This is a genomic window from Methylomarinum vadi (assembly GCF_000733935.1).
GTDB lineage: Bacteria > Pseudomonadota > Gammaproteobacteria > Methylococcales > Methylomonadaceae > Methylomarinum > Methylomarinum vadi.
In genome coordinates this window covers 2,036,522-2,049,722 of record NZ_JPON01000001.1, presented here as the reverse complement: position 1 = coordinate 2,049,722, position 13,201 = coordinate 2,036,522, and the positions used below count along the sequence as shown (strand labels likewise).

Annotated in this window: 12 protein-coding genes; 5 read left to right on the top strand and 7 right to left on the bottom strand. The window is 52.7% G+C overall.

Translation table 11 applies throughout. From position 1 onward, the window contains the following. Positions 1-65 precede the first annotated feature (65 nt). Positions 66-452 carry a hypothetical protein gene (locus EP25_RS21915; RefSeq protein WP_084191008.1) on the top strand — a complete coding sequence of 129 codons (387 nt, stop codon included), beginning with the start codon at positions 66-68 and terminating at the stop codon, positions 450-452. 184 nt (positions 453-636) lie between these two features. Here EP25_RS21915 and cpsG read toward each other — a convergent pair whose 3' ends face one another. The 5 genes from cpsG to metH form a co-directional block, all read right to left on the bottom strand. Further along, the gene (cpsG, locus tag EP25_RS0110250) at positions 637-2,001 is read right to left on the bottom strand and encodes a phosphomannomutase CpsG (protein WP_031433790.1); all 1,365 of its coding nucleotides are present in this window, start codon (positions 1,999-2,001) and stop codon (positions 637-639) included. A 219-nt stretch (positions 2,002-2,220) separates the two neighbouring features. Beyond that, complete coding sequence (locus tag EP25_RS0110245; RefSeq protein ID WP_031433789.1) at positions 2,221-3,744, bottom strand: fumarate hydratase; 1,524 nt, start codon at positions 3,742-3,744, stop codon at positions 2,221-2,223. Between the two features lie 55 nt (positions 3,745-3,799). Continuing rightward, entirely contained in the window at positions 3,800-4,039 is a 240-nt protein-coding gene (locus tag EP25_RS0110240) for a glutaredoxin family protein (protein ID WP_031433788.1), read from the bottom strand. Further along, positions 4,036-4,545, bottom strand: a complete 510-nt coding sequence (locus EP25_RS0110235) for a TIGR00645 family protein (RefSeq protein ID WP_200875022.1) — start codon at positions 4,543-4,545, stop codon at positions 4,036-4,038. Before EP25_RS0110235 ends, EP25_RS0110240 begins: the two co-directional genes overlap by 4 nt. Before the next feature lie 17 nt (positions 4,546-4,562). Beyond that, the gene (gene metH / locus EP25_RS0110230; protein ID WP_031433786.1) at positions 4,563-8,234 is read right to left on the bottom strand and encodes a methionine synthase; all 3,672 of its coding nucleotides are present in this window, start codon (positions 8,232-8,234) and stop codon (positions 4,563-4,565) included. 114 nt (positions 8,235-8,348) lie between these two features. Between metH and EP25_RS0110225 the strand changes: the two genes are divergently transcribed. Beyond that, entirely contained in the window at positions 8,349-8,537 is a 189-nt protein-coding gene (locus tag EP25_RS0110225; protein ID WP_031433785.1) for a DUF2970 domain-containing protein, read from the top strand. Positions 8,538-8,613: 76 nt separating this feature from the next. On the opposite strand, the gene EP25_RS0110220 is transcribed toward EP25_RS0110225, so the two are convergent. Next, positions 8,614-9,033 carry a hypothetical protein gene (locus EP25_RS0110220; protein WP_031433784.1) on the bottom strand — a complete coding sequence of 140 codons (420 nt, stop codon included), beginning with the start codon at positions 9,031-9,033 and terminating at the stop codon, positions 8,614-8,616. Between the two features lie 498 nt (positions 9,034-9,531). On the opposite strand from EP25_RS0110220, the gene EP25_RS24055 reads away from it, so the two are divergent. The 3 genes from EP25_RS24055 (at position 9,532) to EP25_RS24050 (ending at position 11,926) form a co-directional block, all read left to right on the top strand. Then, positions 9,532-9,660 (top strand): hypothetical protein, encoded by a 129-nt coding sequence (locus EP25_RS24055; RefSeq protein ID WP_268745414.1) that lies wholly within the window; start codon positions 9,532-9,534, stop codon positions 9,658-9,660. A 135-nt stretch (positions 9,661-9,795) separates the two neighbouring features. Continuing rightward, positions 9,796-11,700 carry a DCC1-like thiol-disulfide oxidoreductase family protein gene (locus EP25_RS0110210; protein ID WP_031433783.1) on the top strand — a complete coding sequence of 635 codons (1,905 nt, stop codon included), beginning with the start codon at positions 9,796-9,798 and terminating at the stop codon, positions 11,698-11,700. Positions 11,701-11,803: 103 nt separating this feature from the next. After that, positions 11,804-11,926 (top strand): hypothetical protein, encoded by a 123-nt coding sequence (locus EP25_RS24050; RefSeq protein ID WP_268745413.1) that lies wholly within the window; start codon positions 11,804-11,806, stop codon positions 11,924-11,926. An 81-nt stretch (positions 11,927-12,007) separates the two neighbouring features. On the opposite strand, the gene EP25_RS0110205 is transcribed toward EP25_RS24050, so the two are convergent. Further along, positions 12,008-13,183, bottom strand: a complete 1,176-nt coding sequence (locus EP25_RS0110205; protein WP_031433782.1) for a PilT/PilU family type 4a pilus ATPase — start codon at positions 13,181-13,183, stop codon at positions 12,008-12,010. Positions 13,184-13,201 lie beyond the last annotated feature (18 nt).

Below are 13,201 nucleotides of genomic sequence, written 5' to 3'. Positions count from 1 at the left end.
TTGAGCTTTAGAAAAAAAAGAGTAGTCTGAGAATAGTGAAGAAAGAACAAAAGAGGAGGGTTGTGATGAACGGACAACTAGCAACAACAATGAAGAACGTGGCGATCGCCTTAACCTCGCTCATGCTCGGATTAGCCGCACTTGGCGCCGGTGCGAGCGAAAATTCCAGCTTAGCTGAGGGGACGCAATTGATCTATAACTCCCATTCGGCGAATCACGGCATCCATACTTATCCGAGCAATCTGGTTGGGGAGGTGTCTCTACATCCGGAAATTATATACGTCAGTCAGGCTTATGGGCCGGCCATTCATAGCTACCACCATACGGGCTCTGAAACTAGCGTGCCCTGGAATGTCGAGTATGTCGACACCGCCCATGGCCAGGCCATCTACAGCTATGAACGTGTTCGAGCCGAAGGCTCGCTGGAATTACTGCCCGTCGCCCGGTATTAAAAAACGACAGGTGCCGAAGACATTGCCTTCGGCACTTATGTGCCTCCTAAGGAAGCGCTGAATAAATCCGTCATGGAATTCTCGGCGCCCGGTTCGAGAAAATTCGATTTCCCTTGGCGATCGATTTTGTTCGCGCGTCCCTGCACTCAATGAAATACTGAAATAATCCGCATTTCCCTAGCGATCATTGTCGTAACAACGCCAGAATTTCCTCTGTTTTCTGTTCCATCAACGTATTGTCGCCCCTCGATTCGACATTCAAGCGGACGACCGGCTCGGTGTTGGACGAGCGCAGATTGAAGCGCCAGTCGGAAAATTCCAGGCTGATGCCGTCGGTCTCGTCGACAACCTGTGCATCCGTCTCGAAATGTTTCCTGACGCGGTCGATGGCCGCCGCAGGGTCAGTCAGCTTGGAATTGATCTCGCCGGACGACGGGTAGGCGGCGATGCGTTCGGCGACCGTTTCCGACAGTCTCTGCCCCTTGACGCATAACAACTCGGTGACCAACAGCCAAGGGATCATGCCGCTGTCGCAGTAGGCGAAATCGCGGAAGTAATGGTGCGCGCTCATCTCTCCGCCGTAAATCGCATCTTCCTTACGCATGCGCTCCTTGATGAAGGCGTGACCGGTTTTCGACATCACCGGAATGCCGCCGGCGGCCTCGACCACGTCGATCGTGTTCCAGCTCAGGCGCGGATCGTGGATGATCTTGCTGCCGGGCACCTTGTGCAGGAAGGCTTCCGCTAGCAGACCGACGATGTAATAACCCTCGATAAACCGTCCCTGTTCGTCGAACAGAAAGCAACGGTCGAAATCGCCGTCCCAGGCGATGCCCATGTCGGCTCGGTGTTCGATGACGGCGTCGGCGGTGTCCTGGCGGCATTCCGGCAATAACGGATTGGGGATGCCGTTGGGGAAAGTGCCGTCCGGCTGGTGATGGACCTTGATGAATTGGATCGGCGCTCCGGTCTGTTTGAGCCGAGCTTCCAGCGCATCGATCACATGGCCGGCGGCACCGTTGCCGGCATTGACGACCAGCTTCATCGGTTTCAGCTTGGCGACATCGATGTAGCCCATCAGGTGGTCGACATAGGCGTCCAGGTGGTCGAGACGTGTCAGTTGGCCGCGACGGCCAACAGGGCCGAAGGCATTGGTTTCGGCCAGACGCCGGATTTCGTGCAGGCCGCTGTCGCCGCTGATCGGCTTGGCGTTCTCGCGCACCAGTTTCATGCCGTTGTAATCCATCGGATTGTGACTGGCGGTCACTTCGATGCCTCCGTCCACGTCCAGTGCCTGGGCGGCGTAGTAGATTTCCTCGGTACCGGTCATACCGATGTCGATGACGTCGACGCCGGCGTCCATCAAGCCTTCGGCCAATGCCTGCTTCAATGGCTCCGAAGTCAGGCGCACGTCGCCGCCGACGACGATGGTTTGGGCTTTAAGATGTTCTCCGGTAGCGCGGCCGATGCGATAGGCGATGTCTTCGTTCAGCTCCGCGCCCAATTGGCCGCGGATGTCGTAGGCTTTGAAACAGGTCAGTTTTTCCATGATGTTAAGGGCATTTGGTTGTTAATAAAGAGTTGATTTTTCTCGTTCCAACGGTTTCCTCTTTATACTATTTTTTGGATGTCTCAAGATGCGTCGGTTTGGGATGAAGTCCGACACATTTAGACATTTCGGAAATGTTGGGCTTCGCTATCGCTCAGCCCAATCTACGGTTATTTGTGTATTACGAAAAGCGATCGCCGTAGGCGCGGTCGATTAGATTTATTCGGTAACTACAGGAATCTTGCCGATCTTCGCTTGCCACAACCTAGGCGCGCTGACGTGTATCGAATCGCCGCGGCTGTCGACCGCGACCGTGACCGGCATGTCCTCGACGACGAACTCGTGGATCGCTTCCATGCCAAGGTCTTCGAAGGCGATGACGCGGGCATGGCGGATGGCCTTGGACACCAGGTAGGCGGCGCCGCCGACGGCGATCAACGAGACCGCCTGGTGTTTCCTGATCGCCTCGATCGCCTGCGGTCCGCGTTCGGCCTTGCCGATCATGCCCAGCAGCCCGGTATGTTCCAGCATCGCCTCGGTGAACTTGTCCATCCGTGTGGCCGTGGTCGGTCCGGCCGGACCGACCACTTCGTCGCGCACCGGATCGACCGGGCCGACGTAATAGATGAATTTATTGGTGAAATCGATGTTCGCCGGCGGAGTCTCGCTGCGCTCGAACAGGTCGACCAAGCGTTTGTGCGCTGCATCCCGGCCGGTCAGCAGCGTGCCGCTTAATAGCAGCGTTTCGCCCGGTTTCCAGTCTAGGATGTCCTCCTTGGTCAGACTGTCCAGGTTGACGCGGCGCGCGGTTTCCCCTGCATCCCGGCTGATGATCGGCCAATCTTCCAGTTTCGGTGGCTGCAATTGCGCCGGGCCGGAACCGTCGAGGACGAAATGGGCGTGGCGGGTCGCGGCGCAGTTAGGGATCATCGCCACCGGTTTGTTGGCGGCGTGGGTCGGATAATCCTTGATCTTGACGTCGAGCACCGTGGTCAAGCCGCCGAGCCCCTGCGCGCCGATGCCGAGGGCGTTGACCTTGTCGAACAGCTCAAGGCGCAATTCCTCCAGGGCATTGTCAGGGCCGCGGGCGTGCAGTTCCTGGATATCGATCGATTCCATGCAGGCCTGTTTGGCCAGCAGCATCGCTTTTTCCGCCGTCCCTCCGATGCCGATGCCGAGGATGCCGGGCGGACACCAGCCGGCTCCCATCGTCGGCACGGTTTTTAACACCCAGTCGACGATGCTGTCGGACGGGTTGAGCATGGCGAATTTGGATTTAGCCTCGGAGCCGCCGCCCTTGGCCGCCACTTCGACCTCCACGGTGTTGCCCGGCACGACTTCCATGTGCACGACGGCGGGGGTGTTGTCGCCGGTGTTGACGCGTTTGCCGGCCGGGTCGGCCAGGATCGAGGCGCGTAGCACATTGTCCGGATGGGTATAGGCCCGGCGTACGCCTTCGTTGATCATGTCGACCACGCTCAGCTTCGCGTCCCAGCGCACGTCCATACCGATTTTCAGGAAGACCGTGACGATGCCAGTGTCCTGGCAGACCGGGCGTTTCCCTTCGGCGCAGAGGCGGGAATTGATCAGGATTTGGGCGATTGCGTCCTTGGCCGCCGGACTTTGTTCCTTTTCGTAGGCGGCGTGCATGGCCTGAATGAAGTCCCGCGGATGATAATAGGAAATGTATTGCAGCGCGTCGGCAATGCTGTCGATGAAATCGTCCTGACGGATTATGCTCATATTAAAGCTCTCAGATTGGTTCAAACTGTTATCCGTTATTTCGTTTTCCGCCGCGTCATGGGTGTTCGGCGATAAACCTTTGTAAAGTGGATTCGTCGAACGGCCAGCTCAATTCCTGCCCGCTGCTTAAGTGGTAAAGCACGGGAATGCGTATGCCGTAGCGCTCCAGCCATTCCGGGGTATCGGCGATATCTTTTTTCTGATAGGCGTCAGCGATGGCCGATTGTTCGAGCAACCGTTCCGCTTGTTCGCACAAGTGGCAACCGGCAGTCGAGAAAAGGTAATAGCCGCTCATTTATGCTTGGTCAATTTGTCCAGAAAGCCGAGCATCAATGCCGAGGTCACCAGTGTCAGATGAATGACCACATACCACAGCAATTTGCTGTTGTCGGTGTTTTGCACATTCATGAAGATTTTCAGCAAATGGATCGAGGAGATGGCGACGATCGATGAGGCCACCTTCATCTTCAACGAGCTGTAATCGTGGGTGCCCAACCACCCTAATTTTTCCGCATTGGGCCCGATGTCCATTTGCGAGACGAAATTCTCGTAACCGCTGAACATGACGATGACCGTCAAGCTGCCGACCAGGGTCAGGTCGATCAGGGTCAATAGTTTGAGGATCATCTCGGATTCATCGATTTCCAGAAAATGCGGCAAGAAATGGTAGAGTTCCTGGAAAAACTTGATCGATAAGGCGAGCAGTACGACGCTCAGGCCCAGGTAAATCGGCGCCAGAATCCAACGGCTGGCATACATGGCACGTTCCATCGAGCGTTCAATCACCTCTTTTGCTGCCATCTGCTCTTCCTCGGTGGTTATTGGTGCAAATGCGCCGCCAGCCAGCGTTCCGCCGCTTCATCGCTCATGCCCTTACGCCGCGCATAGTTTTTCAATTGATCCTGGTCGATCTTGCCGATGTTGAAATATTGCGATTCCGGATGGGAGAAGTACCAGCCGCTGACCGCCGCCGCCGGCGTCATCGCGTAGCTTTCCGTCAGTTCGATGCTGGTGCTTGGAGTCACGTTCAGCAAGGCGAACAATTTCCCTTTTTCGGTATGGTCGGGGCAGGCCGGATAGCCGGGCGCCGGGCGAATGCCCTGGTAGGCTTCGGCGATCAGGGCCTCGTTGTCATGCTGTTCTTCCTGGGCGTAGCCCCAGTACTCTTTTCTGACCACTTCGTGCAGGTATTCGGCGAAGGCTTCGGCCAAGCGGTCGGCCAGCGCCTTTAACATGATCGCGCTGTAATCGTCGTGATCGCGTTCGAATTCTTCCAGCTTTTTCTCGATGCCGATGCCGGTGGTGACGGCGAAACCGCCGATATAATCAGGCTTGCCGCTGTCGACCGGGGCGATGAAATCCGACAGGCAGTAATTGGGGCGTCCGGGCGCCTTGGCGTTCTGTTGACGCAGATGATGCAGGACTTCCCGTTGTTCGCTGCGGGTCTCGTCGGTATAGAGGATGATGTCCTCGTCGCGGCTGTTGGCCGGGAAAAAGCCGATCACGGCTCGCGCTTCCAGCCATTGCTCGGCAATGATTTTATGCAGCATCACCTGGGCGTCATCGAACAGCTTTCTCGCTTCCTCGCCGATGACCTTGTCCTCGAAGATTGCCGGATAGCGGCCGGACAGTTCCCAGGTATGGAAGAACGGCGTCCAGTCGATGTACCACACCAGGGTTTCCAGCGGGAAGCGATTGATCACCTTGGTGCCCAGAAATGACGGCTTGACCGGTTGGAAACCGTCGTAATCGAATTTATTGGCCCGGGCTTGTTCCAATGTCAATTGTTGGGTTTTGGCCTTGCGTCCCTTATGGTGTTCGCGGACCTGTGCGTATTCATCGCGGATTTTCGCGCTATAGGTCTCTTTCATGTCGGTGCTGAGCAGGGAGCTCACCACGCCGACGCTGCGCGAGGCATCGGCGACATAAACGGTCGGGCCGTGATAATTCGGCTCGATCTTGACCGCGGTATGGGCGCGCGAGGTGGTCGCGCCGCCGATCAACAGCGGGATGTCGAAGCCCTGGCGTTCCATTTCCTTGGCCATATGCACCATTTCATCCAATGACGGCGTGATCAGGCCGCTCAGTCCGATCACGTCGACCCGTTGCTCGCGGGCCGTTTGCAGAATCTTTTCCGCAGGCACCATCACGCCGAGGTCGATGACCTCGTAGTTGTTGCATTGCAGCACCACGCCGACGATATTCTTGCCGATATCGTGAACATCGCCCTTGACTGTCGCCATCAGTACCTTGCCGTTGGCCTGGCGTTCCTCGGATTTTTCCGCGTCCATGAACGGCATCAGATAGGCGACCGCCTTTTTCATGACGCGCGCCGACTTGACCACTTGCGGCAGGAACATTTTGCCGGCGCCGAACAGATCGCCGACCACGTTCATGCCGTCCATCAGCGGCCCTTCGATGACCTGCAGCGGCTTTTCCGCTTCTTGCCTGGCTTGTTCGGTATCTTCGTCGATATGATCGGTGATCCCCTTGACCAGGGCGTGTTCCAGGCGTTTGTTGACCGGCCAGCTACGCCATTCGAGATCTTCCTGTTTGGCGACACTGCTGCCGTCGCCGCGGTATTTTTCGGCGATTTCCAATAGCTTTTCGGTGGCGCCGGGATGTCGGTTCAGCACTACGTCCTCGACCGCGTTACGCAACTCTTCGGGGATGTCTTCGTAAATCGCCAGCTGGCCGGCGTTGACGATACCCATGTCCATGCCGGCGTTGATGGCATGATAGAGGAACACCGCATGAATGGCCTCGCGCACCGGGTTGTTGCCGCGGAACGAGAACGACACATTGGAGACTCCGCCGGAAACCAGCGCATGCGGCAGCGTGCGCTTGATCTCTTGGGTCGCCTCGATGAAGTCGAGGCCGTAGTTGTCGTGTTCCTCGATCCCTGTGGCGATGGCGAAGATGTTGGGGTCGAAGATGATGTCTTGGGCCGGGAATCCGACTTGTTCGGTCAAAATTTTATAGGCGCGCTGACAGATCTCGACCTTGCGCTCGAAGGTATCGGCCTGGCCTTGTTCGTCGAAGGCCATGACGATGACGGCCGCACCGTATCTGCGCACCAGCTTGGCGTGTTCGATGAAGGCCGCTTCGCCTTCCTTCAAGGAAATAGAGTTGACGACACCCTTGCCCTGGATACATTTCAATCCGGCTTCGAGGATTTCCCATTTCGAGGAATCCAACATCACCGGTACCTTGGCGATGTCCGGTTCGGCGGCGATCAGGTTTAGGAAGCGCACCATCGCCTGCTGGGAGTCGAGCATGCCCTCATCCATGTTGATATCGATGATCTGGGCGCCGTTTTCGACCTGTTGCTTGGCGACATCCAGCGCCGTTTCGTAGTCTTCTTCGACGATGAGGCGTTTGAATTTCGCCGAGCCGGTGACGTTGGTACGTTCGCCGACATTGACGAACAATGTGTCCGGGCCGATCGACATCGGTTCCAGGCCGGCCAGATGGCAACGTTTTTCCAGTTCCGGCACCTTGCGCGGCGCATGTTGTTGCACCGCCTCGACGATCGCCCGGATATGCGCCGGCGAGGTGCCGCAGCAACCGCCGATGATATTCAGATAACCGCTGGCCGCCCAGTCGGCCAGTTCTTGCGCCATGGCTTCCGGCGTTTCGTCGTATTCGCCAAATTCGTTGGGGAGTCCGGCGTTGGGGTGGGCCGAGACATGGGTGTCGGCGATATGGCTCAATTCTTCGATGTATTGGCGCAGTTCCTTGGCCCCCAAGGCGCAGTTGAAACCGATCGAAATCGGTTCGGCATGGCTGAGCGAGGTCCAGAAGGCCGCAGCGGTTTGTCCCGACAGGGTTCGGCCGGAAGCGTCGGTGATCGTGCCGGAGATCATTATCGGCAACTTGTAACCGATTTGTTCGAAATGTTGCTCGATGGCGAATATCGCCGCCTTGGCGTTCAGCGTATCGAATATCGTTTCGATCAGGATGATGTCGGCGCCGCCGTCGACGAGCCCTTTGACCGCCTCGCTGTAGGCCTCGGCCAGGTCGTCGAAGGTGATGTTGCGGAAGCCGGGGTCGTTAACGTCCGGCGACATCGAGGCGGTGCGGTTGGTCGGTCCCACGACACCGGCGACGAAGCGTGGCTTGTCGGGAGTTTGGGTGCTGACTTCCTGGGCAACTTGTTTGGCCAGTCGCGCCGATTCCAGATTGATTTCATAGGCCAACGATTCCATCCGGTAGTCGGCCATCGCAATGGTTGTGGCGTTGAAGGTATTGGTTTCGATGATGTCCGCGCCGGCATCCAGATAGGCCCGGTGTATCGCCTTGATGATGTCCGGTTGGGTCAGCGACAGCAGGTCGTTGTTGCCTTTTAGATCGCAATTCCAATCGGCAAAGCGTTCTCCCCGATAATCGTTTTCTTCCAGCTTATAACTTTGTATCATCGTACCCATTGCACCATCCAGGAACAAAATACGCTGCGCTAATTGCTGTTTCAGTAATTCGTGATTATTCATGTTGCTTTGATAAATCCGGGAAGCTGTTTTGATTCAAGGAGTTGTGTTAGAGGTATTGCCTAAGCGTTAATCAAGGTATATTATAAAATTCTAATATTTATTTGGGAGAGTGTTATGTCAAAACCAGGCATCCTACATGTCATCAAGAGCGTCATCGCCGCCGGTGTCGGTGTGCAGAGTAATAAAAACCGGGAAATCGATTTTCAGCACGGTTCTTTGGCTAGCTACATTGTCGTGGGATTTGTCGCGACGATATTATTCATCATGACGCTCGTGTTCATCGTCTCTCATGTTACTTCATGAAGGGAAATAACCGTCCGATTTTAACAAAAAAGCCCGGGTTGTACCGGGCTTTTTTGTTGACAGGCGTGCCTGCGTTTTATTCTGATGTTTTGAAGCTGTTTTTGATACTGGTGAACATTTCCTTGATGCCGCCGAACAGGTTGGCGACGCTCAGTGCTTCGTTTAGGATGAATTTCATGCGGACGAAGGCGACGGCCAGGAAACCGGCCAATGGAGGCAGCAATTCGTAAATGATGTTCAAAAACATGCCGCCGGAACCTTTTTCATTCAAGTTGCGGTCACCGACACTGGTCAGGGAACGGTCGTACTCGGCACCGATATCCTCACCTTGGTAGGTGTCGATGATTACAATGTTTAGTTGAACGAATAGCCATTGAACGGCAAAGAACAGAGCAACGCATCCGGCAACCCAAAACAAACCATGGGGTTTTTTAATTTGTAAAACAGCCTGGTAGACCCAGATTGCTGTCAGAACCATTATAATACCACCGATCATTTTTCTTCCTCTTTGTTGTTTATTATATAGTTATACAAGCAAATAAATGCTCATACTACTCATATTCGGAGCATAAGGCAATTTAGGAAATGTTCTTGCCAGTCCAAATTCCGAAGTAAAATGATGAGCCATTATAAATCGGAATGTTTGGGTATGGTCAAACCTCTCGATTTCATTGATCTACTGAAATGCGGTTTGATGACGGTAATTTCTTGATGTAGCCGAGCCAATAGTAAAGCGGAATCGATAGCAGAATGGCATTGCCGGGAGTAATGGTGCGGGAATTTAGATAAAATCTCGTAAAATTAACAGATTAGTGATTTCCGCTGGACGGGGCGGCATTGGTTTTAGTCGTTATGATGATCAGTTATCCGAGTCCTTGGGGGGGATTTAACTGACGAATTACTTGACTTTATATGGTTCTAAAGTAACATAGGGCCCTCGGATGCCATTGTTTTGGCACATTTATTTACAACAACTATTAAAGGTAGGACACTCATGGGAGCGATCTTAGACTTAACAGAAATGTTAAAAGAGCCAGCAGGTATGATTGGAGCGGTTGTAATTATCGCTGCAGGATATTTTTTCGTTAAATGGGTTTTCTCTGAGCCTAAAGACGAAGAATAAGCTAAAAGACTAGCTTTGAAAGTATTCTAAAAGGCCGTTACTGGCATCAGTAACGGCCTTTTTCATGTCTATGGCATAGCTCTTGTTCGGATAAATCCCTTATAATTTGTACATTTTTGTCTGTCTGTTAAAACAATGTACAAATTTCTCTACAGCCGTATCTGCAGTCTTTACCAGCAACAGGCGCCTGCGACGGGCGTCGGTTTGTTTCGTTTGTTGTTCGGCTTGGTCACGTTGCAGGAAACCCTGTTTCTGCTTTATTTCAATCATCTGATCTTTGATCCGATTCCGTATCTGGATGTCGAATTTCCGATGATCTATCTTTTTATCTGCTTTTGGGCGGTGGTCGCTTGTTGCGTCACGGTGGGGTACCGCTGTCAGCAATCCATTATCGCCAATTACATTTTCTGGCTCGTGTTCGTTAATTTTACGCCGATGCAGCGTGATTTTGACGGTGGCTTCGATCTGTTCATGATCGGAACTAATTTTTTTCTGATCTTCATGCCGACCGATAAGGCGTTCGCGATCGACGCGTTGAGAAAAAAATTAGCCCGCCCCTTTGTGCATTATTCGAAATATCCGCAAGAAACGGTATCGAAGCTGGCTTATTATGTGCCGGTCGCAATCTGTTTGGGATTTCTCTATTTCGACTCGGCCATACACAAAATGTTTGCGGAACATTGGCGCAATGGTCTTGGGGCCTGGCTTCCTTCCTCGATGCCTTACTATGTGTCCGCGCTGGATATGTCGTGGTTGTTGAACAATGAAATTCTGCAGAAAACCATCGGTTATACGATCATTGTTTTTCAATTTACCTTCATCTTCTTGTTTCATGTGCGTCGGTTGCGACCGCTTTATTTTGTCATCGGCGCCGGCTTGCATCTGGGAATAACGTTGACCTTCAATATTTACCCCTTCGGTTTGGGGATGTTGATTTTTTATACCCTGGTGGCGCCGTTTTCCTGGTATCGCATTGTCGGATCCTGGTTGCAGGCCGAAAGTCCCGCGTTAACGGTGTTTTATGATGAGCGGTGCCCGCTGTGCAATCGGACTGTGTTGGTTCTCAATCATTTCGATGTGTTCAAGTGCATCGATTTTAAAGGTGCGCAGACTTATGCGCAGCAGTTTCCGGCACTGAAATCCGTGAGTGAGGCGGAGTTGATGACCGATCTCTATGCGTTGGACGGGCAGGGGCATTTATATTCCGGGGTCGATACCTATGCCCAGATTCTCAGAAAAATGCGTTATACGTTTTTGCTGGGGTGGTTCATGCAGTGGCCGGGAATTTATCAAATTGCCCGAGGCTATTATCGAAAAATCGCCGATTCCCGGGCGCGTGTTGGATGCGACGAGAGTTGTCTTTATGAGAGCGAAGCCATTAAGGCTACATTGTATGATCGCTATTTTACCGCCAAGGATGCAAAAACCGTCAGACGTAGCTGTCATCGGCTCAGCAAGTTTTTGCTGTTGTTGTTTGTGCTGCAATTAAATAGCAGTCTTCACTACGGCATCGTTTATCGACTCGATTGGGGTGCCAAGCAAAATGCCTTGAGTCATGCGCTGGTCAATGCCAGTAATTCGCTGATTATGTTGTCGCAGACCTTCTTGGGTATCACCCCGCATGCGCTTTATCTGCATGATCATTTCGAAGGTTACAATCATTTGATCGCATTGACCTATCTCGATAACAATGGCGAGGAGCGTTGGCTGCCGTTCGTCAATGAACAGGGTAGGCTTTTGGCGCCAAACTGGGGTAGGGTGCATTCGATGTGGGCCAACATTGCCGTGACGCCGAATATCGATGATTTGCGCTTGCGTAAATTCATCATGAAAGTGACGGCGTTTTGGGGTATCAAGTCGGGCTTGAATTTGGATGCGACGACTTTTTTAGTGAAGTTGAAAAAAATCGACGCTCCTTTTACTTGGCGCAAGAATTTGCGCAACGATAATTTGTCCGGCACTTGGGATACGATAGGTAAGGTGCGATGGCAAGGTAAAAGGGTTGACATAAAGTTGCCCGAAAACATCAATTTGTTGTGATAAATAAATTGTTGCGTTGATCAATTAGCCATGTTATAAATTAGCCCGTGCTTAACCACTAGTACATAAATATAAAAAATAAAAACTTTTATTGGAGGATGTTATGAAAAAAGTATTGTCCCTATTAGCTATGACTTTAATGATCGCAGGTCTGACAGGTTGCATGGACGATCCAGACGGTTCTAAACAAAAAGTTTCAAGCTCTACCTCTTCTATTCAGCTTTAATTTCTGAGCTAGTAGATAAAAAAAGACCTGTCTATATGGCAGGTCTTTTTTTTGCCTAAAAGTTTTTAAAAAATTCAGGCTTCATTCGCCTTCCTGTTCGTTCTCGTCTTCTTCCTTATGGATTTCTTGCAAGGAAAGATTGGCCAAGCTTGAGGATTGACTCGATGCCTCCCCTTTTTCCTCCGTTGCAGAGCCACGGCCTTCGCTTAGATTGATTTTTAATTTCAGGTTATTGGGCGAGTCGGCATTACGCAACGCTTCTTCCAGCGAAATCGTGCCGGCTTTGTAAAGTTTCAACAAGTGGCTATCGAAAGTCTGCATGCCGATGTTTTCCGATTTTTCCATAGCTTCCTTGATGGCGTGTATTTCACCCTTGTGGATCAAGTCGCTGACCAGTTTGGTACCTAACAGGATTTCGATCGCGGCGGTACGTTTGCCATCGACGGTCGGTATCAATCGCTGCGAGACAAAGGCTTGTAAATTCAACGACAAGTCCATCAATAACTGACCGCGGCGTTCTTCCGGAAAAAAATTGATGATGCGGTCCAATGCCTGGTTGGCGTTATTGGCGTGCAGGGTGGACAGGCACAAGTGACCGGTTTCGGCGAAGGCCAGCGCATGTTCCATTGTTTCCTGGCTACGGATCTCGCCAATCAGGATAACGTCCGGCGCCTGTCTCAACGTGTTTTTCAAGGCGTCCTCGTAGGAGCAGGTGTCGACGCCGACCTCGCGCTGATTGACCAGGCATTTTTTGTGCGGATGCACGTATTCGATTGGGTCTTCGATGGTGATGATATGGCCCGAGGAATGGCTGTTGCGATGGTCGATCAACGCCGCTAACGAAGTGGACTTGCCGGAACCGGTGCCGCCGACAAACAGAATGAGGCCGCGTTTTTCCATGATCTTGTCTTTCAATATCTGCGGCAGACCCAAGTCGTCGGCGTTAGGAATGTCGACCTTGATGTTGCGGATTACCATGGCGTAGCTGTTACGCTGTTTGAAAATATTGACCCTGAAACGGCCGATGCCGGTTTCGGTGATGGCCAGGTTCATTTCCGGCACATGTTCGAATTGTTCGCGTTGCTCGGCGTCCATGATGCTATCGGCAATTGTTTTAATGCGTTCCTTGGTCATGATCGTGCCTTCCAGCGGTTTCAAGGCACCGTGAAATTTTGCCGCGGGCGGTGCGCCGACGGTCAAATAGAGATCGGAACCCTCTTTGTGGGCAAGGATTTTTAGGTAGTCTTTGAATTCCATCAATATTTTCCGTTTTAG

Bases quoted from the DNA above. Each gene is read 5' to 3' on its own strand.
- metH (WP_031433786.1), bottom strand. From the start codon at position 8,234: ATGAATAATCACGAATTACTGAAACAGCAATTAGCGCAGCGTATTTTG.
- EP25_RS0110235 (WP_200875022.1), bottom strand. From the start codon at position 4,545: ATGGCAGCAAAAGAGGTGATTGAACGCTCGATGGAACGTGCCATGTAT.
- EP25_RS24050 (WP_268745413.1), top strand. From the start codon at position 11,804: ATGAAAAAAGTATTGTCCCTATTAGCTATGACTTTAATGATCGCAGGT.
- EP25_RS0110220 (WP_031433784.1), bottom strand. From the start codon at position 9,033: ATGATCGGTGGTATTATAATGGTTCTGACAGCAATCTGGGTCTACCAG.
- EP25_RS24055 (WP_268745414.1), top strand. From the start codon at position 9,532: ATGGGAGCGATCTTAGACTTAACAGAAATGTTAAAAGAGCCAGCAGGT.
- EP25_RS0110205 (WP_031433782.1), bottom strand. From the start codon at position 13,183: ATGGAATTCAAAGACTACCTAAAAATCCTTGCCCACAAAGAGGGTTCC.
- EP25_RS0110225 (WP_031433785.1), top strand. From the start codon at position 8,349: ATGTCAAAACCAGGCATCCTACATGTCATCAAGAGCGTCATCGCCGCC.
- cpsG (WP_031433790.1), bottom strand. From the start codon at position 2,001: ATGGAAAAACTGACCTGTTTCAAAGCCTACGACATCCGCGGCCAATTG.
- EP25_RS0110245 (WP_031433789.1), bottom strand. From the start codon at position 3,744: ATGAGCATAATCCGTCAGGACGATTTCATCGACAGCATTGCCGACGCG.
- EP25_RS0110210 (WP_031433783.1), top strand. From the start codon at position 9,796: ATGTACAAATTTCTCTACAGCCGTATCTGCAGTCTTTACCAGCAACAG.
- EP25_RS0110240 (WP_031433788.1), bottom strand. From the start codon at position 4,039: ATGAGCGGCTATTACCTTTTCTCGACTGCCGGTTGCCACTTGTGCGAA.
- EP25_RS21915 (WP_084191008.1), top strand. From the start codon at position 66: ATGAACGGACAACTAGCAACAACAATGAAGAACGTGGCGATCGCCTTA.